22 protein-coding genes are annotated in these 24,173 nt (G+C 67.4%); 7 read left to right on the top strand and 15 right to left on the bottom strand.

All coding sequences use genetic code 11. The annotated features are described in order from the left end of the window. The first annotated feature begins 2 nt into the window (after nt 1–2). From glnA (AAY78_RS14950) to AAY78_RS14940, 3 genes are read left to right on the top strand one after another with little or no spacing between them, the layout of a single operon-like run. Nucleotides 3–1,340 (top strand): type I glutamate--ammonia ligase, encoded by a 1,338-nt coding sequence (gene glnA, locus AAY78_RS14950; RefSeq protein WP_046749109.1) that lies wholly within the window; start codon nt 3–5, stop codon nt 1,338–1,340. An 8-nt stretch (nt 1,341–1,348) separates the two neighbouring features. Then, nucleotides 1,349–4,324, top strand: a complete 2,976-nt coding sequence (locus AAY78_RS14945; RefSeq protein ID WP_046749108.1) for a bifunctional [glutamine synthetase] adenylyltransferase/[glutamine synthetase]-adenylyl-L-tyrosine phosphorylase — start codon at nt 1,349–1,351, stop codon at nt 4,322–4,324. A gap of 50 nt (nt 4,325–4,374) precedes the next feature. Beyond that, nucleotides 4,375–5,295: a diacylglycerol/lipid kinase family protein gene (locus AAY78_RS14940; RefSeq protein ID WP_046749107.1), complete on the top strand. Its 921-nt coding sequence runs from the start codon at nt 4,375–4,377 to the stop codon at nt 5,293–5,295. Nucleotides 5,296–5,319: 24 nt separating this feature from the next. Here the strand turns inward: AAY78_RS14940 and AAY78_RS14935 are convergent, their stop codons facing one another. Then, nucleotides 5,320–6,444: an AI-2E family transporter gene (locus AAY78_RS14935; protein WP_231589727.1), complete on the bottom strand. Its 1,125-nt coding sequence runs from the start codon at nt 6,442–6,444 to the stop codon at nt 5,320–5,322. Between the two features lie 129 nt (nt 6,445–6,573). Between AAY78_RS14935 and AAY78_RS14930 the strand changes: the two genes are divergently transcribed. Further along, nucleotides 6,574–7,905 (top strand): DUF1254 domain-containing protein, encoded by a 1,332-nt coding sequence (locus AAY78_RS14930; RefSeq protein WP_046749105.1) that lies wholly within the window; start codon nt 6,574–6,576, stop codon nt 7,903–7,905. Between the two features lie 73 nt (nt 7,906–7,978). Here the strand turns inward: AAY78_RS14930 and glnA (AAY78_RS14925) are convergent, their stop codons facing one another. Then, nucleotides 7,979–9,403 carry a type I glutamate--ammonia ligase gene (glnA, locus tag AAY78_RS14925; protein ID WP_046749104.1) on the bottom strand — a complete coding sequence of 475 codons (1,425 nt, stop codon included), beginning with the start codon at nt 9,401–9,403 and terminating at the stop codon, nt 7,979–7,981. A 147-nt stretch (nt 9,404–9,550) separates the two neighbouring features. Here glnA (AAY78_RS14925) and AAY78_RS14920 point away from each other — a divergent pair, with 147 nt between their 5' ends. Then, on the top strand, nt 9,551–9,979 hold the full coding sequence (locus AAY78_RS14920; RefSeq protein ID WP_046749103.1) for an RDD family protein: 429 nt from the start codon (nt 9,551–9,553) through the stop codon (nt 9,977–9,979). 18 nt (nt 9,980–9,997) lie between these two features. Here AAY78_RS14920 and AAY78_RS14915 read toward each other — a convergent pair whose 3' ends face one another. After that, the gene (locus AAY78_RS14915) at nt 9,998–10,489 is read right to left on the bottom strand and encodes an ATP-dependent zinc protease family protein (RefSeq protein WP_171010949.1); all 492 of its coding nucleotides are present in this window, start codon (nt 10,487–10,489) and stop codon (nt 9,998–10,000) included. Between the two features lie 20 nt (nt 10,490–10,509). On the opposite strand from AAY78_RS14915, the gene AAY78_RS14910 reads away from it, so the two are divergent. Continuing rightward, the gene (locus AAY78_RS14910) at nt 10,510–11,697 is read left to right on the top strand and encodes a RimK family alpha-L-glutamate ligase (protein WP_046749102.1); all 1,188 of its coding nucleotides are present in this window, start codon (nt 10,510–10,512) and stop codon (nt 11,695–11,697) included. Nucleotides 11,698–11,754: 57 nt separating this feature from the next. On the opposite strand, the gene AAY78_RS14905 is transcribed toward AAY78_RS14910, so the two are convergent. The 11 genes from AAY78_RS14905 to AAY78_RS14855 form a co-directional block, all read right to left on the bottom strand. After that, entirely contained in the window at nt 11,755–12,711 is a 957-nt protein-coding gene (locus AAY78_RS14905) for a LysR substrate-binding domain-containing protein (protein WP_046749101.1), read from the bottom strand. A gap of 12 nt (nt 12,712–12,723) precedes the next feature. Then, the gene (locus tag AAY78_RS14900; RefSeq protein ID WP_046749100.1) at nt 12,724–13,458 is read right to left on the bottom strand and encodes an alpha/beta fold hydrolase; all 735 of its coding nucleotides are present in this window, start codon (nt 13,456–13,458) and stop codon (nt 12,724–12,726) included. Then, entirely contained in the window at nt 13,458–14,480 is a 1,023-nt protein-coding gene (locus tag AAY78_RS14895; RefSeq protein WP_046749099.1) for an amidohydrolase family protein, read from the bottom strand. Before AAY78_RS14895 ends, AAY78_RS14900 begins: the two co-directional genes overlap by 1 nt. Nucleotides 14,481–14,482: 2 nt before the next feature. Then, complete coding sequence (locus AAY78_RS14890; protein WP_046749098.1) at nt 14,483–15,007, bottom strand: 3-hydroxyanthranilate 3,4-dioxygenase; 525 nt, start codon at nt 15,005–15,007, stop codon at nt 14,483–14,485. Beyond that, entirely contained in the window at nt 15,004–15,444 is a 441-nt protein-coding gene (locus AAY78_RS19760) for a RidA family protein (protein WP_046749097.1), read from the bottom strand. The genes AAY78_RS14890 and AAY78_RS19760 overlap by 4 nt, the downstream gene beginning before the upstream one ends. After that, nucleotides 15,441–16,223, bottom strand: a complete 783-nt coding sequence (locus AAY78_RS19755; RefSeq protein WP_046749096.1) for a 2-keto-4-pentenoate hydratase — start codon at nt 16,221–16,223, stop codon at nt 15,441–15,443. Before AAY78_RS19755 ends, AAY78_RS19760 begins: the two co-directional genes overlap by 4 nt. Next, entirely contained in the window at nt 16,220–17,257 is a 1,038-nt protein-coding gene (gene dmpG / locus AAY78_RS14875; RefSeq protein ID WP_046749095.1) for a 4-hydroxy-2-oxovalerate aldolase, read from the bottom strand. The genes AAY78_RS19755 and dmpG overlap by 4 nt, the downstream gene beginning before the upstream one ends. Beyond that, nucleotides 17,254–18,180 carry an acetaldehyde dehydrogenase (acetylating) gene (locus AAY78_RS14870; RefSeq protein ID WP_046749094.1) on the bottom strand — a complete coding sequence of 309 codons (927 nt, stop codon included), beginning with the start codon at nt 18,178–18,180 and terminating at the stop codon, nt 17,254–17,256. The genes dmpG and AAY78_RS14870 overlap by 4 nt, the downstream gene beginning before the upstream one ends. Continuing rightward, the gene (locus AAY78_RS14865) at nt 18,177–18,983 is read right to left on the bottom strand and encodes a 2-keto-4-pentenoate hydratase (protein ID WP_046749093.1); all 807 of its coding nucleotides are present in this window, start codon (nt 18,981–18,983) and stop codon (nt 18,177–18,179) included. Before AAY78_RS14865 ends, AAY78_RS14870 begins: the two co-directional genes overlap by 4 nt. Then, on the bottom strand, nt 18,977–20,440 hold the full coding sequence (locus tag AAY78_RS14860) for a 2-hydroxymuconic semialdehyde dehydrogenase (protein ID WP_046749092.1): 1,464 nt from the start codon (nt 20,438–20,440) through the stop codon (nt 18,977–18,979). The genes AAY78_RS14865 and AAY78_RS14860 overlap by 7 nt, the downstream gene beginning before the upstream one ends. 161 nt (nt 20,441–20,601) lie before the next feature. Next, on the bottom strand, nt 20,602–21,312 hold the full coding sequence (locus AAY78_RS14855; protein WP_046749091.1) for a DUF4191 domain-containing protein: 711 nt from the start codon (nt 21,310–21,312) through the stop codon (nt 20,602–20,604). Between the two features lie 162 nt (nt 21,313–21,474). On the opposite strand from AAY78_RS14855, the gene AAY78_RS14850 reads away from it, so the two are divergent. Then, nucleotides 21,475–22,935 carry a hypothetical protein gene (locus AAY78_RS14850; protein ID WP_046749090.1) on the top strand — a complete coding sequence of 487 codons (1,461 nt, stop codon included), beginning with the start codon at nt 21,475–21,477 and terminating at the stop codon, nt 22,933–22,935. A gap of 10 nt (nt 22,936–22,945) precedes the next feature. On the opposite strand, the gene sucB is transcribed toward AAY78_RS14850, so the two are convergent. Continuing rightward, nucleotides 22,946–24,173 (bottom strand): 2-oxoglutarate dehydrogenase, E2 component, dihydrolipoamide succinyltransferase (gene sucB, locus AAY78_RS14845; RefSeq protein ID WP_046749089.1); only part of this gene is annotated, 1,228 nt, incomplete at its 5' end.

Raw genomic sequence — 24,173 nt, 5'->3', positions numbered from 1 at the left:
CCATGGACAAGCAGAGGGACTTCGTCCTCCGGACCATCGAGGAGCGCGGCGTCAAGTTCGTGCGACTGTGGTTCACCGACGTGATCGGCACTCTCAAATCGGTGGCCATCGCGCCGGCCGAGGTCGAGGGTGCTTTCGCGGAGGGAATCGGGTTCGACGGTTCGGCGATCGAGGGGCTGACACGCACCTACGAGTCCGACCTGCTCGCCCAGCCCGATCCGACGACGTTCCAGACGCTGCCCTGGCGCGGCGAGATCGACCCGACCGCGCGCATGTTCTGCGACCTGACGACTCCCGACGGCCAGCCCGCCGTCGCCGATCCCCGTCACGTGCTCAAGCGCACGCTCGCGAAGGCCGCTGACGCCGGGTTCACGTTCTACACGCACCCCGAGATCGAGTTCTACCTGCTCAAGTCCTCGTCGTTCGGGCCGGAGGGGCCCGTGCCCGTCGACTCGGCGGGCTACTTCGACAACGTGCCCGGCGGCACCGCGCACGATTTCCGTCGCCGTTCGGTCCGGATGCTGGAAGACCTCGGCATCTCGGTCGAGTTCAGTCACCACGAGGGCGGACCCGGTCAGAACGAGATCGACCTCCGCTACGCGGACGCCCTCACCACGGCCGACAACATCATGACCTTCCGGACGGTGATCAAGGAGGTGGCGATCGAGCAGGGCGTCTATGCGACGTTCATGCCGAAGCCGCTCAGCGACCAGCCCGGAAGCGGGATGCACACGCACATGTCACTGTTCGAGGGCGACCAGAACGCCTTCTACGAAGAGGGCGCGAAGTATCAGCTGTCGAAGACGGGCCGGCACTTCATCGCGGGCCTCCTGCGTCACGCGAACGAGATCTCCGCGGTTACCAACCAGTTCGTCAACTCGTACAAGCGGCTCTGGGGCGGCGACGAGGCACCGAGCTTCGTCACCTGGGGTCACGCGAACCGTTCCGCACTCGTCCGCGTGCCGATGTACAAGCCGAACAAGAGCCAGTCGTCCCGCGTGGAGTACCGCGGCATCGATTCCGCGTCGAACCCCTACCTCGCCTACGCGCTCCTGCTCGCAGCCGGGCTCAAGGGCATCGAGGAGGGATACGATCTGCCGCCGGAGGCCGAGAACAACGTGTGGTCGCTGAGCGACGCCGAGCGGCGAGCTCTCGGTTACGAGGCGCTGCCGGCGAGTCTCGACCACGCCCTGGAGTACATGGAGGCGTCCGAGCTCGTCGCGGAGACTCTGGGCGAACAGGTCTTCAACTACGTGCTGCTCAACAAGCGCAAGGAATGGGAGGCCTACCGCGGTCAGGTCACCCCGTTCGAGCTGAAGAGCAACCTCGAGCTGCTCTGACCCGCCCGATGGCGCGTCCTGACGATTCGGTCTCCCTCTCCGCCCTCGCCAGGCTCGGCTTCTCCGAGCTGAGCGAGGCCGCGGCAGGCCTCGCTGAGCTGGCGGAGATTCTCGATCAGCCGCGGACGGTGCTGCTCGAGGCTGCCGATGCCGCGGATCCCGATGCCGCCGTCCGCGGGCTGCTCCGCGTGGCGCGTCGGGATGAGTCGTCATTGCGCGGGCTCCTCGTCGACGAGGAGACCCGCCGCGGTGTCTGGCGGGTCTTCGGCGCCTCGGAGGGACTCGCCGAGTTCTTCCTCCGTCACCCGGACCAGCTGAGCGTCCTGGAAGCACCCCGCGATGCTCTGCCATCGGCCGAGGAGCTCCAGGAGCGGCTGCTGGCCTCAGTCGGTGCGTGCGACGGGTTCGCGCAGTCGGGTGGGGACGACGCGGTCGTCGCGCTCAGAGTCGCCTACCGACGAAATCTCGCTGCCATCGCCGCGTTCGACCTCTCGCGCACGGCACCGGAGATGGCAGTAGGCCCCGTGTCGGCAGCGCTGGCCGACCTCGCGGGTGCTGCCCTGGAGGCGTCGCTCGCGGTGGCGCGGACCCGGGTGCAGGAGTCGATGGGGCGGGATGAGGTGGCGGCGACCCGTCTCGCCATCATCGGAATGGGAAAAGCCGGTGCTCGGGAGTTGAACTACGTCAGCGACGTCGACGTGATCTTCGTGGGCGGCAGCAGCGACGAAGAGGTCGTCACGGAGGCGCGTGCCATCGATATCGCGACCAGGCTCGGGCGCGAGACCATGCGGAACCTCGACGCGATCGAGGTGGAACCGCCGCTCTGGGAGGTCGATGCCGCGCTGCGTCCCGAGGGCAAGCAAGGTGCTCTGGTCCGCTCGCTCGCATCCCATCTCGCGTACTACGACCGCTGGGCCAAGAGCTGGGAGTTCCAGGCTCTGCTCAAGGCGCGTCCCCTCGCCGGAGATGCGGAACTCGGGGCGGAGTACATCGCCGCGGTGCAGCCGAAGATCTGGTCCAGTGCCGCGCGGCAGGACTTCGTCGAGAGCGTGCAGCGCATGCGGGAGCGCGTGATGGAGCACATCGACCCGGACGACGCTCCGTATCAGCTGAAGCTCGGGGCGGGTGGGCTTCGCGACATCGAGTTCACCGTGCAGCTGCTGCAGCTCGTCCACGGACTCACCGACGAGTCGCTGCGCACGCGCGGGACCCTCGAGAGCCTCGATGCGCTCGTCGAGGGCGGTTACATCGGGCGGGTCGATGCGGCGGCGTTCGCCGAGGACTACCGCCTGCTCCGGCTCATGGAGCATCGCCTCCAGCTGAGAGAGCTCAGCCGCACGCATCTGATGCCTCGGACTCCGGCAGGCTTGCGGATCCTGGCGAGGGGCACACGCCTCGCGGAGAGCGGTGACAGTGTGTGGGCCCGCTGGGAGAGCGTTCGGCGTGAGGTGCGCGAGATCCATACGCGCCTGTTCTACCGTCCACTGCTGAGCGCTGTCGCCGGTCTGCCGGAAGAGGAGCGGACCCTCTCCGCCGCTCAGGCGCACGACCGCCTGGCAGCCATCGGCTTCCGGGATCCGGCGGGCGCACTCCGCCACATCGGTGCGCTCACGAGCGGGCTCAGCCGCAAGGCGACCATCCAGCGACACCTGATGCCCATCATGGTGCGGTGGTTCGCCGACGGAAGCGATCCTGACTACGCGCTCCTCGCCTTCCGCCGCATCAGCGAGCGTCTCGGAGACACCCCGTGGTTCCTCAGGATGCTGCGCGATTCGTCGGGGGCGGCGGAGAGCCTCACCCGCCTGCTGTCATCCTCCCGGTACATCGGCGAGCTCCTGGAGTGGATCCCGGAATCCGTGGCCTGGCTGGACAACGCTGGGCGGCTGCGCCCGCGCGGGGCCGCAGCCCTCGACGAAGAGGCCAGAGCGATCCAGACGCGCCATGAGACGATCGGCGATGCGCTGCGGGCCGTCAGGGCGCTGCGGAGGAGAGAGCTCCTGCGCACGGCCATGGGGGCGGTGCTCGATGTCCTCACGATCGAAGAGGTCGCCACCGCACTCACGGAGATCACCGAGGCGACGATCCAGGCCGCTCTCCGCGCGGTGATGCGCGAAGTCGTCCCGGTCGATGACGAGGCGCTCGACTTCGCCGTCATCGCGATGGGGCGCTTCGGCGGTGCCGAGCTGGGGTTCGGATCCGACGCCGACATCCTGTACGTCTACGACGCGAACGGTGTCGATCCCCAGCGCGCGCAGAAGCTCGCGACGCAGATCGTGGCCGGCCTCCGCGAGCACCTGACCGATCACCGGCTGCCGCTCGACCTCGATGCCGATCTGAGGCCGGAGGGGCGGAACGGTCCGATCGTCCGCTCCATCGAGGCGTACGCGGAGTACTACCGCCGCTGGTCGCTGTCGTGGGAGGCCCAGGCGCTGCTCCGGGCGCGCGGATTGGCGGGAAGCGCGAAGCTGATCGCCCGGTTCACGGCGCTTGCCGACACGATCCGCTACCCGGAGTCCATCGACCTCCAGGGCACCCGCGAGATCAAGCGCATCAAAGCGCGGGTCGAGGGGGAACGGCTGCCGCAGGGTGCTGATCCCCGTCGCCACCTGAAGCTCGGCCCCGGCTCGCTGAGCGATGTGGAGTGGCTGGTCCAACTCCTCCAGCTGCAGCATGCGCACGGTGTTCCCGGGCTGCGCACGACCTCGACGCTCGGTGCGCTCGAAGCCGCCGTCGCGGCCGATCTGGTCGCAGAGGAGGACGCCGCGCGTCTTCGCGCGGCGTGGCTGCTGTCCAGTCGTCTCAGGTCAGCGATCACTCTGCTGACCGGGCAGACCAGCGACGTGCTCCCCGCCGATCGCCGTCAGCTCGATGCGATCGGTCGTCTGCTCGGCTATCCCGATCGCTCCGCCACAGAACTCGAGGAAGACTACCTCGGGGTGACCCGGCGCGCCAGGAAGACCTTCGAGCAGCTCTTCTACGGGTGAGTCGAGAGCGTCGGTTTGCGGTATCGCGTGTCGTGTCCCAAGCTGACGATATGACCAACGCGCGAATCGGCATCGTCTGGAACCCTTCGAAGGTCGAGCAGGAGGTCCTGCAAGCCGCGGTGAGCGAAGTGTTCGACGACGGGTACGACATCCGCTGGTGGGAGACGACCCCCGAGGACCCGGGTCGCGGCATGGCTCGCGAGGCGCGTGAAGACGGCCGCGACATCGTGGTCGCCGTCGGGGGAGACGGCACGGTACGCGCGGTCGCCGAGTCGTTGGCGGGTTCCGAGACGGCGCTCGGGATCGTCCCGCAGGGGACCGGCAACCTCCTCGCGCGGAACCTCGAGGTACCGCTGAACAACGTGAAGGCCGCACTGGAGCGGGTGCGCGACGCCGAGCCCCGTCGCATCGACCTCGGCTGGGTGTCGTACGACGGAACCGAGCACGCGTTCGCCGTGATGGTCGGATTCGGGGTCGACGCCCAGATGCTGGTGGAGACCGACGACGACCTCAAGTCCAAGGCGGGCTGGCTCGCCTATGTCGAGGCCATGGGACGCGCTCTCGCCGGTACCGAGATGACCGACATCACCCTCACGATCGACGGGGAGAAGGCCGTCGCGGTGCGGGGCCACACCATGTTGATCGGCAACTGCGGGATGGTGCAGGGCGGCATCAGACTGCTGCCGGACGCCGTGCTGGACGACGGCAAGCTCGACGTGCTGATGATCAGCGCCGACGGCGCGCTGCAGTGGCTCGATACGCTGCGATCATTCGTGTGGGACAACGGCATCCGTCGCCTGTTCGGCGCGACGGATGAGGCCGTCAGCACCGACTCGGCACGCCACCTCCCGGTGGAGACCATCTCCGTCGAGCTCAAGACACCTCTCGTGTTCGAGATCGACGGCGAGGAGATGGGCGAGGTCTCGGCGTTCGACGTTCGCGTCGAGGCCGGCGCTCTCCTCGTCCGCTGAGGGTGCCCCCGGCAGGAGCCGTGATCAGCGCGCCGATGCCGGCGGGACGATCTTCCTGTCCTGGGCCGGGAACGTCACCTTCTGCACGATGATGATGATGCTCGCAGCGACGGGGATCGCCACGAGGGCTCCCAGGATACCGCCGAGTGCACCGCCGGCGACGGCGGCGATGACGACGAGCGCTCCCGGCACCGCGACGGCCTTGCTCATGATCCGCGGCGAGAGGATGTAGGCCTCGATCTGCATGTAGATCAGGTAGTAGATGATCGCGACGAGCGCCGTCACGGGGGAGACGAAGAGGCAGATCAGAGAGTTGATGATCGACGCCGTCAGCGTTCCCACCAACGGGATCATCGACCCGATGAAGGCGATGAGTGCGAGCAGCGCCGGAACGGGCGCGCCGATGATGGTGAGGAAGATCAGGCTCAGGATGCCGTTGATCAGCGCAAGGCTGGCCTGGCCCATCACATAGCGGCCCACGGCCCCGGAGACGTCCTCGAGGAGGCCGCTGAAGGTGTCCCGCTGGTACGCCGGGACGAAGCGTGCCGCGAGGTGCTTCATGCTGCGCAGCGATGCCATGAAGTACAGCGTCAGGATCAGGACGATGGTGACACCGGTGAAGCCGCCGGCGATACCGGCGCCGACCGCGAAGACGCCGCCGCCGATGTCGAAGAAGTTGTTGGGATCCTTGAAGAACCCGAGGACGCCCTGAACGGCGTCGTCGATGGTGCCGAACTGGCTGCTGACGTCCTCGTACCAGGCGCTGGCCATGAAGTCCTCGACCATCTTCGGCCCGTCCTTGATCAGGTTGCCGACCTGTTCCACGAGGAGCGGGACGATGGCGAGGATGATGCCGGCGAACGCGAGGAGCACAGCAGCGACGACGATGGCTACGGCGGCGGCGCGCGGGAGCTTCTTCTCGATGAACGAGACGATCGGGTCGAGGCCGAGGGCCAGGAAGACCGCCACTCCGATGTAGACGAAGACGGTCGCGAGCTGGCCGATCACTCCGCCGATGGCCAGGGCGACCAGCACCCCGAGGGCGCCCAGCAGGCCGAACATGAACGGGTTGGTCCTCGCATATGCAACGACCGCGTTCGAGGGCTGAGACGGTGCGGCGGCGACCGGCGTGTGTGCGTCGGTGTTCACGATGACTCTTCTACGGCGCATGGTTCCCCCGGTCGATGCTCAGACTCACCAGTTGATCACTCGCGAGTCCACCGGGTCAAGCCGGGAACGGGCACTGGCGCGCCCCCTCGTTCGACGAGAAGATGAGCCATGACCGAACACGCTCCCCACCGCGACGCCCTCGCCGTCACCGCCTACCTGTATGCCTTCCCGCTGGTGTTCAATCTCGGACAGGTTCGACGTTCGGTGCAGAACGGCATCGGCACCATGGCGGCGACCCCTCTCAACGCCATCGCCCACGCCCGCACGCTCGCGAGCGCAGACGACGACTTCGTCTCGATCAACAACGACACGGTGTACTCCTTCGCGCAGATCGATCTGAGCGCTGGTCCCGTACGGCTGCATCTGCCGGACGCGGGGGATCGGTATCACGTGATGCAGTTCGTCGATGCGTGGACGAACAACTTCGCGTACGTGGGCACCCGTGCGACAGGCGGAGGGGCGAAGGACGTGGTCCTGCGGGGACCGTCGACTCGGTCCGAGACGCAGGCCGTCCCCGACGTCATCGAGATCGATGCGCCGACAGATGTCGTCTCGCTCGTCGGTCGCTGGGCCGTCGACGGCGATGCTGATCTTCCGGCCGTTCATGCGCTGCAGGACGCGATGTCGCTGACCGGAGTTGCCGGACAGGGGCTTCCCGACGCCGCGCCGCAGGGATCCGAGGCTCTGGACTTCTGGGAGCAGTTCCGCGTGTGGTCGCGGGCCTTCCCCGGCGCGGCGCGAGACCGTGCGCTCGAGGCCACGCTCGTCGAACTCGGGATCACCGGCGAGGCTCCGGTCGGCGGACTCGGCGAGACCGCCGTGGCCCGTCTCGAGGATGCGTTCGCGGAGGGAAGCGCTGCGCTCGATGCGATCCTTCAGTCCGGATCCGCTCCCGTGATCAACGGCTGGCAGATGACTCTGCATGTGTTCGACTACAACCTCGACTTCTTCCAGATCGGTGCACTGGACGACCCTCAGTGGAAAGCACCCGAGGGGCTTCAGCGCCTGGCTCTGCGAGCAGGATCGGCCAAGGCGGGGCTCTGGGGCAATCACGGCTACGAGGCGGCGTACATCATGACGTACGTCGACGATCGCGGGGAGCAGCTCACCGGGGAGAGGAACTACACCCTCCACCTCGCGCCGCCGCCCCCGGTCGGCGCGTTCTGGTCCGTGACGATGTACTCGTTGCCGGAGTTCTTCCTGGTGGACAACCCGATCGACCGATATTCGCTCGGGGACCGGACGCCGGGAATCGTCTATGGAGACGACGGCTCGCTGACCATCACCATGAGCCATTCCGCACCCGAGGACTCCCTGGCGCGGGCCAACTGGCTGCCGACGCCGTCCGGAGAGTTCCGGCCGATCATCCGCATGTACATCCCGGGGGAGGCGGTGCTGAACGGGACCTACGAGCCCCCGGCGATCGTCCGCACCGCGTGATGTCGTCCGGGATCACGACGAACGCCCGCCAGGAGGACCCTGGCGGGCGTTCGTCGTCGCTTCGAAAGGGCGATCAGACCCCGAAGTACAACTCGTACTCGAACGGGTGCGGACGCTGCGCCATCGGCAGGATCTCGTTCTCGTACTTGTAGGAGATCCAGGTCTCGATGAGCTCCTTGGTGAACACGCCGCCCTCGAGGAGGAACTGGTGGTCGGCAGCCAGGGCGTCCAGCGAGTCGAGCAGCGAGTTCGGGACCTGCGGGATGTCCTTGGCCTCCTCGGGGGGAAGCTCGTAGAGGTCCTTGTCGACCGGCTCGTGCGGCTCGATGCGGTTCTTGATTCCGTCGAGGCCTGCCATGAGCTGCGCGGCGAAGGCGAGGTAGGGGTTGCCCGAAGCATCCGGTGCGCGGAACTCGATGCGCTTCGCCTTCGGGTTCGAGCCCGTGATCGGGATACGGATCGCGGCGGAGCGGTTGCCGGCCGAGTAGACCAGGTTGACGGGAGCCTCGAAGCCCTTGACCAGACGGTGGTAGCTGTTCAGCGTCGGGTTGGTGAAGGCGAGCAGGGCGGGCGCGTGCGCCAGGATGCCGCCGATGTACCAGCGCGCGATGTCGCTGAGCTGGCCGTAGCCGGCCTCGTCGTAGAACAGCGGCTTGCCGTCGTTCCACAGCGACTGGTGCGTGTGCATTCCCGAGCCGTTGTCACCGTAGAGGGGCTTGGGCATGAAGGTCGCGACCTTGCCCCACTCCTCGGCCGTGTTCTTGACGATGTACTTGAACTTCAGGATGTCGTCAGCCGCGTGCACCATGGTGTCGAAGCGGTAGTTGATCTCCTGCTGGCCGCCCGTGCCGACCTCGTGGTGCGAGCGCTCGAGGATGAAACCGGCGTCGATCAGCTTCAAGGTGATGTCGTCACGGAGGTCGGCCGTCTTGTCGACCGGGCTGACCGGGAAGTACCCGCCCTTGTAGGGGGTCTTGTTCCCGAGGTTGCCGCCCTCCTCCTCGCGACCGGTGTTCCAGGCGCCCTCTTCGGAGTCGACGCTGTAGAAGCTGGAGTTCGAGGTGACGTTGTAGCGGACGTCGTCGAAGATGTAGAACTCGGCCTCGGGGGCGAAGAACGCGGTGTCGGCGATGCCGGTCGAGGCCAGGTACTTCTCGGCCTTCTTGGCGACCTGACGCGGGTCCTTGGAGTAGATCTCGCCGGTGCGCGGGTTGTAGATGTCGAAGAGCATGACGAGCGTGCTCGCCTCGCGGAACGGGTCGACGTACGCCGTCGTGACGTCGGGGATGAGCTGCATGTCGGACTCATGGATGCTCGCGAAGCCGCGGATCGAGGAGCCGTCGAACAGCTGACCGTCGGTGAAGAAAGCCTCGTCGACCGTCGATGCAGGAATGTTGAAGTGCTGCTGTACACCCGGGAGGTCGGTGAAACGGATGTCAAGGAACTTGACGTCGTTCTCCTTGATGTAGGTCAGTACCTCGGACGAATCTTTGAACATGTACGACTCCTGTAATGCGGATCGATGGCTTCACGGCCACTCTGCAGAGTACGGACGGGGGATTTCTCTACGGTATCCGCTTTGTTTCGGGCGTGTTACGAGCGTGAGGGCGTCAGCACCTCATTTCACGCTCGGTAGGCTGGGGGAGTGACGGATGCAGTGAACGCGTACCCCGGTGAACGACTCGGACTCCCCGAATCCGGTTCGGGGAGCATCGCCCGTCCCGGCCGCCGGATCGGCGCCCTTCTGATCGATTACACGGCGGCGACGATCATCGCCACCGGATTCCTCGGGTTCAATCAGTTCGCCCTGCCGACGGAAGCGGGTCTGACCCAGTTCGCCCCGATGCTGGTGTTCGCCGTGCTGCAGATCGTCTTCATCCCGACCGCAGGCGGCAGCCCGGGGCACCGCATCCTCGGCATGCGTCTCGCCCGTCTCGACGGGAGCTGGGTCGGGCTGTGGCGCCCGATCGTCCGCACGCTCCTGCTCGTGGTCGTCGTACCCGCCGTGATCTGGGACGCCGACCAGCGCGGTCTGCACGACAAGGCGGTCGGCACGGTTCTCATCCGCACCTGACGGCTCCGCCCGACGGAGTCAGTCGCGGCCGCGGTTGCGCCGACGCGCCTCGCGCGGTGCTCGTCCGCCGAGGAAGGAACGGGCGGGGTCGACGATGTAGCCGCGGCGCAGGGCTTCACGCCCGATGAGCATCCGGAAGCCCATCTCGTCACGGTTGCTCAGCGTGACCTCCGCGAGCACTTCGCGATCCACGAGCCGGATCAGAAGCTCGACCACGAGCCGCTCCTGGGCATGCCCTGACGAGCTCCGCACGGCACGACGGTCGTGGATCGGGCACTCGACCACGACCGCGTCTTCCTGGCTGTCCTGCCAGGGTTTGACCTTGAAACGGACCCAGGGCTCGTCGTCCTGCTCGAACTCCACGATGTCGAAAGCGTGCAGCGATGAGGTGCGCGCACCCGTGTCGATCTTGGCCTTCAGCCAATCCACCCCGAGATCGGGCAGGCTCACCCATTCTCGCCACCCCGTAAGGGTGTTTGAATGGGGGGTAGTCCTACTCACCTGATACATCCTGGCAGGAAAAATCCCCCGTGAAGATCGCAGTGCTCTCCCGCGCGCCGCAGGCGTACTCCACCCAGCGTCTGCGTGCAGCCGCGCTCCAGCGAGGGCACAACGTCAAGGTGCTCAACACGCTGCGCTTCGCCATCGACCTCACGGCCGATGAACCGGACCTGCACTACCGAGGACGACAGCTCAGCGACTACGACGCGATCCTCCCTCGCATCGGGAACTCGATCACCTACTTCGGCACGGCCGTCGTGCGTCAGTTCGAGCAGATGGACGTCTACACGCCGAACACCGCCAACGGCATCTCGAGCGCCCGTGACAAGCTCCGCGCGAATCAGATCCTCTCGCGCCACAACATCGCGATGCCGCCGACGGCCTTCGTGCGCAACCGCGCGGATGTGCGACCGGCGATCGAACGGGTCGGCGGAGCCCCGGTCGTCATCAAGCTGCTCGAGGGCACCCAGGGAATCGGGGTGATCCTCGCTCCGCAGGTGAAGGTCGCCGAGGCGATCATCGAGACCCTGCACTCGACCAAGCAGAACGTGCTGATCCAGAAGTTCATCGCGGAGAGCCGCGGACGCGACATCAGAGCGCTGGTCGTCGGCGACCGCGTCGTCGCCGCGATGCGACGTTCCGCTGCCGGTGACGAGTTCCGATCGAACGTGCACCGAGGAGGGTCCGTCGAGGCGGTCGAACTCGATCCCGTCTACGAGCGCGCGGCGGTGCGCTCTGCGCAGATCATGGGCCTGCGGGTCGCGGGTGTCGACATGCTCGAGGGCGAAGACGGTCCGCTGGTCATGGAGGTCAACTCCTCGCCCGGACTCCAGGGCATCGAGACCGCGACGAAGCTCGATGTCGCTGGTGCCATCATCGACTACATCGCGGGGCAGGTCGCTTTTCCGGAGATCGACGTGCGCCAGCGTCTCACGGTCTCGACGGGCTACGGTGTCGCCGAGCTCATGGTGCACGGTGCGGTCGACCTGGTCGGGAAGACGCTGGGCGAGGCGGGACTGTGGGAGCGGGACATCACGGTCCTCACGCTGCACCGCGGCGTCAGCGTGATCCCGAATCCCCGCAAGCACGTCGTGCTCGAAGCCGACGACCGGCTGTTCTGCTTCGGCAAGCTCGACGAGATGCGATCCATGATCCCCGAGCGGCGCCGCCGCCGTGCGAAGGTGCGTCGTCTGCCCCGGCAGCCGCTCTCGGAGTGAACGCGAGAGCGCAGCCGCCCCTCGGAGGAGGGACGGCCGCGCTGCGCATCCGTCAGATCACTCGTCCAGAAGGCCCACCTGCGGATATCTGGCCACGATCTGGCCGGCGGCCGCCTTCAGCGAGTCGATCATGAGAGTCACCGCCGGGGGCGTGCTCCTGCCCTCGCGCAGACTCGCACCGACGACTCGTCGGATACCGGGGACATCGACGTCGATCGTCGACAGCGCATCGTCGGGATACACGTGCAGCGCCGGAACCGCGGCCACCAGGTCGGACTCGAGCAGCAGTCCGCGGGTCGTCGCGATCGAGCTCGATTCGATCAGATCCGCGGGCAGACCGAGCCCCAGCTTCGAGAAGCTCTCGTCGAGCTCTCTGCGCAATCCTGTCGTCGCACCCGGGAAGATCCATGGCGAGGCCAGGAGGTCACCGATCGGCACCCGCTTCCCCGCCAGCGGGTGCCCGGCACGCACCGCGATCACGATCGGCTCCGGGTGCAGCCGGATCGATCGCGTCCCCGACGCAGGCTGGGCGGGCAGACGCCCGACCGTCAGATCGACCTCTCCTGCGATCAGGAGGTTCGTCAATCGGTCAGGTGTCGCCTCGTGCACGCTCACGAGCAGCCGCGGTCTCCCGCGCTTGAGCAGTGCGATCGCCTGCGGGAGCAGGAGGTTCGCGCCGGCGGTGTGGGTGCCGACTCGGACGACTCCCGCGCTGCCCTCTTCCAGCCAGTTGAGGTGGTCCGCGCTCGCCCTGATCTCGGCGAGCACGGACCGTGCGTGTTGGACGAAGGCGAGGCCCGCGGGCGTTGGCGTCACTCCGCGCGGCCCTCGGCCGAAGAGCTGCGTGCCGAGCACGTCCTCGATCTCTTTCAGACCGCGGGTGACGACGGGCTGCGTCACTCGCAAGTGGTTCGCGGCTGCGGCGACGCCACCGGCGTCCAGGATCGTGGTGACCAGCACCAGGTGACGAATCTTGAGTCGTCCATCGACGAGTCGCTCTCCGCTGATCACCATGCCTCCTCGGGGTCAGTCGCGCCCGGCCTCCAGGATCTTCTCGGCCGCATGATCGGGGTTCGAGAACATTGTCTCGTGACTGCCCGACATCATCACGATGCGGGGAGCGCCGAGCCGATCGCTGAACCGGGGATGCCATGCGTGCTCGCCCGGAGGCATGGCCAGGTCCTCGGTGGCGTTGAGATAGCTCGTACGCAGCCTCTGCTCGGCGATGAGCTGATGGAATCGTGTGAGATCCAACCTGGTCTCGAGCATCGTGAGCGGCTCGGGAACCAGGGTCGCGTGGGAACGGAGCACGAGGTCTTCCTCCGCGTCCTGGATGAAGGCCTGCCGCCAGAGGTCGAGCGGCATCGAGAACATGCCGTCCACCGCTGTCGCCTGCATCAACTCGCCGTAGGAGCGAGGGGACTCGTCGTTGATCGAGCTGCCGTCTGCGAGCACGAAGGCGTTCCAGAACACCAGCCTCCTGATCCTGTCCGGGATCGCCTCCGCCACCTTCGTCAGCACCGTCCCTGCGAAGCTGTGCCCCACCAGGATGAAATCGTCGAGTCCGTGGAGATCCAGATAGTCGAGGACCGACTGCACGCCTTCGGCGTGCGTGGTCTGCGCCCGACCGTCGCCATGGCCGGCGATGGTCGGGGTGTGGACCGTGTGCCCACCGGCTTCGAGATGCGCCCGGATGGGAGCCCAGTGCTCGCCCGTGTGCCAGGCGCCGTGGATGAGGACGAACGTGTATGCATCGGTCATCAGATACCTCCAGTTGAGCGCTTCGGGTCCATCACCATCGTCGGTGATGCCAGGAAGCGTCGTGCGTTTTCAAAGCGGATCGCGTCGCGATCGCTGTCCGTCAAGAAGTGCGAGTCGTCGACGACCGCACCGACCGGACGTTCGCCGAGCGGATACGGGTAGTCGCTGCCGACCATCACGTTCGCGGCACCGAGCGTGTCGACGAGCAAGCGCAGCGCGCTCGGATCGAACACGACCGAGTCGACGCTGAACCTGCCGACGTAGGCCGACGGCGGTCGCTCCGATGTCGCGACGATGTCGCCGCGGCGGTGCCAGGCGTTCTCGAACCGACCGAGCCACATCGCGAACGATCCTCCACCGTGCGCGAAGGTGATCCTCAGATCCGTGCTGACCGCATCGAACGTCCCGCCCAACACCATGGCCAGGAGGGAGAGGTGCGTCTCGCTCGGCATGCCGGCGAGCCACCTCGCCATCCAGCGATCGAGTCTCGGACTCGACGCCATGTCCCACGGGTGCACGAACACCGGTACGCCGAGGGACGCGGCGTGCTGTAGGAACGTGATCACCCCGGCGTCGTCGAGATCGCGATCGCCGACGTGATTGCCGATCTCGACGCCGCGGTGCCCGTTGGCCACGGCCCGCTCCAGCTCTCGACACGCCGCATCGGTGTCCTGGAGGGGAACCTGGGCGAACGGGATGAGCCGCTCCGGTGCCTGGGAACTCATCTCCAACATCAGGTCGTTGAAGATGCTCGCGATCCCCGCGGCTCGAGGCATCGGCTGGTCGTAGCCGAAGAACACGGGCGTCGGCGAGATCACTTGGGCGTCGACACCGTCCGCATCCATGTCGGCCAGTCGCGTCTCGACGCTCCAGGCTTGATCGGTGATCGACCGGAACTCCTTGCCCCGCAGCATGATGGTGGCCGCATGCTCAGAGTCGATGCGGATCGTCGGGAAGTCCGCCCCCATGTCGTCCCACTGCTGCGGGACGACATGGGTGTGGATGTCGATGGTTCCGGGCAATGTCAGCCCTTGCCCGGGTGGACGCTGCCGCAGTTGTCGCAGGTACGCGCGTCCTGGCTGCCGTAGAACTGCTCGAAGACGGGCGGCAGGTCTTCGACGATGTCGTCCACCTTCAGCTCGACTTCGTACACCTTGTGGTTGCAGTTCTGGCAGAACCACGCGAACTTCTCGAGTCGTCCCGCTTCCCGGATGCGTTCGATCACGATGCCGATCGAGCCAGCCTCGGGGCGCTGCGGCGAGTGGTAGATGTTGCCGGGAAGCAGCCACATCTCGCCTTCCTTGACGTCGATGCGCTCGGGACCGTTCTCGGTCATGACGTTGACGTGCATGTTGCCCTTGAGCTGGTAGAACCACTCCTCATAGGGGTCAAAGTGGAAGTCGGTGCGCTGGTTCGGTCCACCGACGACCTGCACGATGAAGTCGTTGATCGGGTCGAACATCTGCTTGTTGTTGACGGGCGGCTTGAGGGACGCCTCGTTCTCCTCGATCCACTTCGCGAAGTTGATCGCCTGGAATGGTGTGCTCATGTGTTTTCCTTTCCTTCTTGTCCTGTGCCGAGCACAGCGACGGCTTGAATCTCGATGAGGAGGTGCGGGTGCGGGAGCTGATGCACGGCGACGGTCGTCCGTGTGGGGCCCGACTGGTCGAAGTACTCGGTATACACCTCGTTGTAGCCACCGAAGTCGTTCATGTTGACGAGATAGACGGTCAGCTGGACCAGATCCGACCTGTCGCTGCCCACGCTCTCCAGCACGTCGCTGATCGTCTCGATGACGGCTCGGGTCTGAGCCCTGATGTCGAGCGTCGTCACCCCGAACTCATCGGCGGAAGCACCGTCGAAGGTGTTGTCCGGCCGACGAGAGCTGGTGCCGGAGACGTACACGTGGTCGCCGACGCGCTTCAGGTGCGGGAACGCCCCGCGCGGGGTCGCCTTGTCGGCCAGCACTCTCGATTCGGCGCTCACGGCGTCACCTCCACGCTCACTCGGCCGATCCCCGCGATGGCGGCGGTCACGACCCCCGCGGGCGGGAGCGGCACGGCCTCTGTCGCTGCTCCCGCGAGCAGGACCGCACCCGCGTCGAGGTTCCCGCCGAGCGCGGCGAGCTTCTCTCCGACGCTGCGGACCGCTCGCCAGGGGTCGCCGAGGATCGCGTCGGTCGAGCCTGCGGCGACGACGCTGCCGTCGATCTCCATCCGGACGGCTCGGAGTCCGAGGGCCGAAGCGCCGCCGAGCGCCGCGAGCGGCATCCACGCACCGAGGACGAATCTCGCGGCGGACGTGTTGTCGGCCACGACGTCGGCGAGGTCGAATCGGAAGTCGGCGAAGCGGCTGTCGATCACTTCGAGAGCGACGGCGACATCGATGTCGGCGGCATCGGCATCGCCCTCGGACAGCACCCGGGCGGACTGCGCGGTGCGGAACCGGAAGGCGATCTCCGGCTCGATTCGCGGGTGGATGAGCGCGGCGCGGCGGAACACCCCGCCATCGGGCACAGCCATCCGATCGGTCAGGGTGCCGAGGATCACGTCGTCGACCCCCATCTGCCGAGCCTTCTCCCTGCTGGTGAATCCGAGCTTCGCACCGATCACCCGCTCGCCGGCCGCGAGACGTGCGGCGATGCCGGCGGCTTGGATCCGGTACGCGTCGTCGAGCGAGACATCGATCTGCGAGGACAGCTGCGGGATGGGGGCCGACTCCGCGGTCGCCGAGGCGATACGGGCGGCGAGTTCGTCGATGCTCATCGCGTCCCGCCTTGCACCTTCGTGAGGTCGAGGGCCACATCGACGATCATGTCCTCCTGACCGCCGACCATGCCCCGTGCGCCGAGCTCGATCAGGATGTCCCTCACATCGAGGCCGTAGCGCTCCGCCGCGCGCTCCGCGTGCAGAAGGAAGCTCGAGTACACGCCTGCGTAGCCGAGGGACAGCGTCTCGCGATCGACCCGAACCGGCCGACGCTGCAGCGGCCGCACGAGGTCTTCTGCCGCATCCTCGACCGCGTCGAGATCGGTGCTGTGTCGGATACCCGTGAGGTTCGCGACGGCCACGAACGCCTCGAGCGGCGTGTTCCCGGCTCCGGCACCCTGTCCGGCGAGCGATGCGTCGACGCGGAAGGCGCCGGCTTCCACCGCGGCGATCGAGTTCGCGACACTCAGCGACAGGTTCTCGTGGGCGTGGATGCCGATCTGCGTCGAGTCGTGCAGGGCATCCCCATAGGCTTCGACGCGCTCGATCACGCCCGACGTCGTCAAATGGCCGCCGGAGTCGGTGACGTAGACGCAGTGGGCGCCGTACGATTCCATGAGTCTGGCCTGCTGTGCGAGCCCGGCCGGGGTGTTCATGTGGCTCATCATCAGGAACCCGGAGACATCCATACCGTTCTCACGGGCCCACTCGATGTGCTGACGGGAGACGTCCGCCTCCGTGCTGTGAGTCGCGACGCGGACGCTCTCGACACCGGCGTCCCGCGCGGCTCGCAGATCGCGCAGGGTCCCGATGCCAGGGAGGAGCAGCGTCGTGAGCTTCGCGCGGGTGACCACCTCACGAGCCGCACTGATCCAGGCGAGATCACTGTGTCGACCCTGGCCGTAGATGACGCTCGAACCGCCGAGCCCATCACCGTGCGCGATCTCGATCGCCTCGACGCCGGCGGCGTCGAGGGCACCGGCGATCGAGCGGACCTCCGCGAGGGAATAGTCGTGTCGGACCGCGTGCATGCCGTCACGCAAGGTGACATCCTGCACGTAGATGTCCCGTGGAACGAGCGCGGCGGTCATGCTGCGACCCCTCTCTTCGCGACGATGCGTTCCGCCGTGCGCATCGCCGCCGACGTCATGATGTCGAGGTTGCCGGCGAACGGCGGCAGATGATGTCCTGCGCCCTCGACCTCGAGGAAGACCGAGACCTTCGTCCCTGCGAACGGGGAGTCGAGCGCGGGGACGTACTCGTGCTCCACGAGGTCGAACTGCACCGCCTGCTTGAGCCGGAACCCCGGCACGTACTCGGCGACCTCCGCCACCACGGTCTCGACCGCCGCGCGGATCGCATCCTCGTCGGCGTGCTCGACGAGGGCGAAGACCGTGTCGCGCATCAGCAGGGGAGGGTCGGCGGGATTGAGGACGATGATCGCCTTGCCGGCCCGCGCTCGGCCGACCGCGGTGATCGCCGCCGATGTCGTCTCCGTGAACTCGTCGATGTTCGCTCTCGTCCCCGGTCCGGCCGAAGCCGAGGAGATCGAGGCGACGATCTCGGCGTACGCCACGGGGGTGACGCTGGAGATCGCTGCGACGACCGGGACCGTCGCCTGGCCGCCGCACGTGACCATGTTGACGTTCGTGGCTTCGAGATGCTCGTCGAGGTTGACGGAGGGGATCACGTAGGGCCCGATGGCCGCCGGTGTGAGGTCGATCATCGTGATGCCGCGACCTTCGATCGCTGCGCTGTTCCTCGCGTGAGCCGCTGCCGATGTCGCGTCGAAGACGAGGGAGAGCCGTTCGAACTGCGGCATAGCGAGAAGGCCGTCGATGCCATCCGACGTGGTCGCGATGCCGGCGCCGCGCGCTCGCGCCAAGCCCGCCGAGTCCGGATCGATCCCCACCATGACGGCCACTTCGAGGGAGTCGGAGAGCTGCCGGATCTTCTCGAGCAGATCGGTGCCGATGTTGCCGGATCCGATGATCGCGACCTGATGTCTTGTCATGCCTTTTCTCCTTCGAAGACTGCTGAAACCGAACCGAGATCACGGAACCGTGCGGTGAAGGTGCTCGGCGAAGTGACCGGGACCATCGGCCCGAGCGCTCCCGACAGCACGATGTCGCCTGCCCGAAGCGACACGGATTCGCGCCGCAACGCGCGGGCGAGCCATTGCACGGCCACGATCGGATTGCCGAGACAGGCCACACCTGCTCCCGTCGAGACGACCTCATCGCCCTGCCGCATCGTCATCGCCACATCGGGGAGATCGATGTCTCGGAGGCTCGTCGGACGTCCGCCGAGGACGAAGCCGCCGTACGAGGCGTTGTCGGCGATGGTGTCGGCGATCGAGATGCGCCAATCGACGATCCGCGAATCGACGATCTCTATGACCGGCAGCACGAAGTCGGTCGCCCGCACGATGTCGGCGTAACTGGGGTGGTCCTGTGTCAGATCCGCACCGAGCACGAACGCGATCTCCGCTTCGACCCGAGGGGCGATGAACCGGCCGAGCGGAACCGGCTCTCGATCGCCGAAGCGCGAGTCTGCGTAGATGCTGCCGTAGTCGGGCGTGCTGACGCCGAGCTGTCTCTGCACGACATCCGAGGTCAACCCGATCTTGCGGCCGACCACCCGATCACCCGCGGCGACCCGCAGAGCTTCGTTGTACGCCTGCACCGCATAGGCGCCCACCTGGTCTCCGGACGGCAGCCATTCGCGCAGCGGCGGCACCGGCTCACGGTCGGCCTCAGCGGCACGCAGCGCCGCCGCCGCCCCACCATGATTCGGCGCGATCTCGGGAGTCACCATTGGATCGCCACGTTCGTCGGCTCGGTGTAGAAGGCGAGTGAATGAGCCCCGCCTTCGCGGCCGATCCCCGAGAGACCGACGCCGCCGAAGGGTGAGCGCAGGTCGCGCAGATACCAGGTGTTGACCCACGACATCCCGACGCGCATGCGTCCCGCCACACGGTGCGCGCGGTCGATGTTGGAGGTCCACACGGAGGAGGCGAGGCCGTAGTCGGTGTCGTTCGCGAGCGCGATCGCCTCCGCTTCGCCGGAGAACGGCACAAGTCCCGCGACCGGCCCGAAGATCTCTTCGCGCATCGTGCGCGTCTCGTTCGAGAGCCCTGTCCACAGCGTCGGGGCGATCCACGCTCCGTTGTCGAGTTCGGTTCCGAACGTCGGGATCTCGCCGCCCACGATGACTTCGGCGCCCTCGTCGCGGGCGAGCGAGAGATATCCTTCGACCTTCGCCCGGTGCGCGCGCGAGATGAGCGGACCCGTCGTCGTCTCGACCGCCTCCGGCCGACCCAGCGTGAGCTGTGAAGCCCTCTTCGCGAGCTCCCTCGTGAAGTCGTCGAAGATCGACTTCTCGATGTAGACGCGTTCCGTGCACAGGCAGACCTGGCCGGTGTTGAGGAAGATCGACCTCTCCAGCCCGTCCAGGGTGCGATCGAGATCGGCATCCGCGAACACGATCGCCGCGTTCTTGCCGCCCAGCTCGAACGACACCGGCTTGACGCGGGGCGCGACGGCGGCCATGATCGCCGAGCCCGTCGCGGTCGATCCCGTGAACGTCACTCCGTCGACGAGCGGATGGCGGACCAGTGCGGCACCGACGGCCCCGTGTCCGTGGACGACGTTGAAGACGCCCCGGGGGATGCCCGCATCCTGGATGACCTCGGCGAGGAGCGCTGCCGTCGTCGGCGTCTCTTCCGACGGCTTGACGACGACGGTGTTGCCGGCAGCCAGCGCCGGAGCGACCTTCCAGGTCAGCAGCAGCAGCGGGAGGTTCCACGGCACGATGATCGCGACGACCCCCAGGGGGCGGCGCACGGCGTAGTTGAGCGCTGTGCGTCCGTCGGCGAACTCGGTGAGATAGGAATCGAGCCCCGTCGCCGCCTGCGTGTCGGCGAAGGATCGGAAGTTCATGGCCGCCCGGGCGACATCGAGTTCGCGGACGAGCGCCAGCGGCTTCCCGGTGTCGGCCGACTCCGCACGTGCGAACGCTTCTGCGCGTTCGTCGATCAGGTCGGCTACGCGCCGGAGCGCGGTGACGCGCTGGGTGCTCGTCCATTCGCCCCAGGGGCCACCGAGCGCCGCCCGAGCTGCGCCGACGGCGCGACCGACCGTCTCCTCGTCGGCCTCATGCACCGTCGAGACGACGGTCCCGTCGACGGGGCTGACGTTGTCGTACGTCGTCCCCGACTCGATCGCCCGTCCTGCGATGAAGTGGGTGATCTCCGGAGTGCGCGTCGTTGCCATGTCACCGAAGCTACGGTCGACAGGTCATGCTCGTCTAATGCCGATTGCCGCGCTGAACATAGCCGGTGAGACATACCGAGTCGGGCGCTCCGGGTGGACGCGAGAGCGCGGCCGCCCCTCGGAGGAGGGACGGCCGCGCTCGGGCCTCCGCGGGTCGGAACTCAGCGGGGGCGCTGCGAACGGACCTTCGTCGGGTCGATGCCCTTCGGGATCGGCAGCGAGGAAAGCGACTGCGACACCGAGTCGACGCGACGGATGACCGCGGCCATCGTCGCCTTGTCGATCGCCTTGGGGAGCTTCTTGATCGTCTTCGAGAGGTCGGCGATCGCGACCTCGTCGTCACCGTGTCCGACGTACAGAACGGTGACCGGGACGCCGTGCGCGACGCGCTGGGCCTTGCTGCGCTCCTCGTTCACGAGACGGGTCAGTCGCCCGCGTGCGCCTTCGCCGACGATGACGATGCCGCCGCGGCCGATGGTGCGGTAGACCGCTTCCTGCGTCTTCGGGTTGATGCCGACGGGAGTCTCTGAGGCCTGCCAACTGCGACCAAGGCTGGTGCTCAGCACGTGGCCGGTCGCACCGGGCATGCCGTCGATCTTGCTGTACATGGCAGAGGTCGAGAGCCGCGTCATCAGGAACAGGGCGCCGAGGATGCCGAGCATCAGACCCGTGATGCCCCACAGGACGAGCGTCCATACCTGGAAGGGAGGGATCAGATAACCCGCGACGAGCCCGAGCAGGACGCCGCCGATGAGGATCGCAGCCTGTGCCCACGGCAGCCAGGAGTAGGCCTCACGTGTGAACCGGAAGAGGGACTTGATCTGGGAGAAGAACCCAGGACGCTTTTCGGGTTCAGGAGCACGCTTTGCCATGAGCACCAGCCTACCGAGTCTGACGACCTCGTGATGTCGGCGTTCGCGTGGAGCGGAGCGGCCGGATTCCACTCCTCCTGCACTGCAGAGGCATCAGAGGGGATCCGTCCCGACGCTCCGCCCTGGCGGCTTCCGGGAGGATCTCCGCGGTGAGATGGAGGAATGGAAGACATCGCGATCGACGACGGTCGAGGAACGCCGCTCGTTCCGCGGGCGCACCGTGTGGTGCGCACCCTCGATCCCGCGGAGGGGCCATTCTCGGGCACGCTCGTGACCCACGGCGATGAGGTGGTCGTCAGAGTGGATGTCGCGCGCCTCGGCGGATGGGCGGGATGGCGCTACTCGGGGACGGAACACATCGCCGCTCCCATCGACGTCAGCCGGCGCCGGGATGGTCACGACGCGTTGCTCCCGTGGTGCACGGATCGGGTGCGCGGCTACCTGGGCCGTCGAGAGTCAGCGGGATCGGGCATCGCTGCGGGGGAGATCAGCACTCTCGTCGTCAGCCTCCTTCGTGGACTCGACGAGTTGGGAGAAGGGATCGATGGGGTGCACACGGGCACGTGGTGGCTCACCGACGGCGGGCGGCCTGTCTTCGTCATCGGGGAGGGCCCCGATGCCAGGGCCGGTGTGGTGGAGCTCGTCGAGCTTCTCGGCGATCAGACCGCGGACAAGGTGGTCCGTCGCGCCCTGTCGGGCATCGGAGAGGGGCTGCACAAGACTCTCGCTCAGCCGCGTCTGCCTCGCAAGCTCACGGAGGCATGGGAGACCATGGTGCTCGACGTCGCTGCGCCGCAGCCTCTCCGGCGCGAGTTCCACACCCCGGAGCGGGCTCGGGATGTCGCTCGGGCGGTCGGTCCCCGCGTCGCCGTGGCTCGGGAGAGAGCGCCGCTCCTGCGCGCGGACCGGGTCCGCCATCGGGACGCGGGTCGCACCCGCGCCATCAGCGCGATCGTCGACGTGGTGCAGAAGGCGATCATCGAGCTGCGCGCGCGCTCGGAGAAAGGGGCGCAACATTCTCACGGACGATCCACACGGCCGAGGAGGGGATGCGAGCGATCGACGGCTCGTTCGAAGGTCCGTCTGCGTTCCCTTGCCATCGCGGGGGGCGCCGCGGCGGCTGTGCTGGTGGGAGGACTGCTCCTTCCCGGTGGTGAGTCGGAGACAAGCGCCCGTGGCGCGCCCGGCAACACGGACACACCGGCGCCGGCATCCTCCGGGGAGGCGTCCGACGTTCCGACGCCCCGTGCGACGGATGTCGCGGAGAGCGAGACCACGCAGCCGAGGTCTGCTGCGGCCGACGATCCCGTCGCGGCGCTGTCAGCGCTCCTGCGGATCATCGCGCAGTGCAGCGCCGATGGAGACGGCGCGTGTCAGAGCGCCGTGGCCGGGAATGCGGAGGGGATCGTCGATGCGCTCAGCGCGAAGACCCGCGTTCCGACGGCACCCGAGCTGGTCGATGCCTATGGCGACGTGGCGGTCATGCGATTGCGTGCGATCCCCGAGAGCGATGCGGGGATGGCCGACGCCGCGTCCTCGGACGAGACCATCGTCGTCCTTTTCCGCACAGACGAGAAATGGCTGATCCGCGACGTCTATGACGTCGCGGATCAGCCAGGGTGACTCGTGTCGGTCAGGCTCCGAGCTGAGCGGCGAACTGCGCAGCCTCGAGGCGGGCCTTCACGGCACCGAGGAAGCGTGCCGCGTCTGCGCCGTCGATGATCCGGTGGTCGTAGGACAGCGCGAGGTACACGTAGGACCGGACGGCGATCGCATCCGCGCCGCCCACCTTGACGAGTCCGGGGCGCTTGACGACGGTACCGGTGCCCAGGATCGCCGACTGCGGGAGGAAGACCACAGGCGTGTCGAACAGCGCGCCGCGGGAGCCCGTGTTGGTCAGCGTGAAAGTTCCGCCGGCCAGCTCGTCGGGCTTCAGCTTGTTGTCGCGGGTGCGAGCAGCCAGATCGGCGATCTCGTGCGCGATCTGCGCGATGTTCTTCGAGGCGGCGTCGCGCAGCACCGGCGTGAGCAGTCCACGCTCGGTGTCGACGGCGATCGAGACGTTCTCGCTGGCCGGGTAGACGATGTTCTCGCCGTCGACCGTCGCGTTCACGATCGGGAACGCCTGCAGCGCTTCTGCGGTTGCGAGCGCGAAGAACGGCAGGAAGGAGAGCTTGTCACCCGTCTTCTCGAGGAAAGAAGCCTTCACGCTGTCGCGGTAGTCGGCGAGTGCGGTGACATCGACCTCGACGACCGTGGTCAGCTGGGCCGTCTGCTGCATCGACTCGACGGCACGCTTCGCGAGGACCTTGCGAAGCCGCGACATCGGCTGTGTCGTGCCGCGCAACGGCGAGACCTCGAGCGGCGCGGGAGCAGCAGGAGCCGCGGCGGCGGGCGCTGCCGTCGCCGTCTCCGCAGCCTTCAGGACATCTTCCTTGCGGATGCGACCGCCGACACCGGTTCCGGTGACGGAAGCCAGGTCCACTCCCTGCTGGGAGGCCAGACGACGCACGAGCGGTGTGACGTAGAGGTTGTCGCTCTCGGTCGGGAGCGCGAGCTTCGCCTCGGCTGGCGTCGCAGCGGCGGGAGCCGGAGCAGCCGCAGGAGCCGGAGCAGCCGCAGCAGCCGCAGCGGCGGAAGGAGCCGGAGCAGCGGGCGCTTCGGCTGCGGGGGCGGGCGCGGGAGCCGCAGGCGCAGCGGGTGCCTCGGCTGCGGGCGCGGGAGCCGGGGTCTCAGCGGCGGGGGCAGCGCCGGAGCCGACGCGTGCGAGCACGGCGCCGACTGCGACCGTCTCGTCCTCGCCGGCCACGATCTCCTGAACCACACCGGCAACCGGCGACGGGATCTCGGTGTCGACCTTG

The organism is Microbacterium sp. Ag1, from assembly GCF_001005635.1.
In the GTDB taxonomy this organism is placed as follows: domain Bacteria; phylum Actinomycetota; class Actinomycetes; order Actinomycetales; family Microbacteriaceae; genus Microbacterium; species Microbacterium oxydans.
The sequence above is the reverse complement of the archived record's forward strand: the minus strand, read 5'-3'. Positions and strand labels throughout refer to the sequence as shown.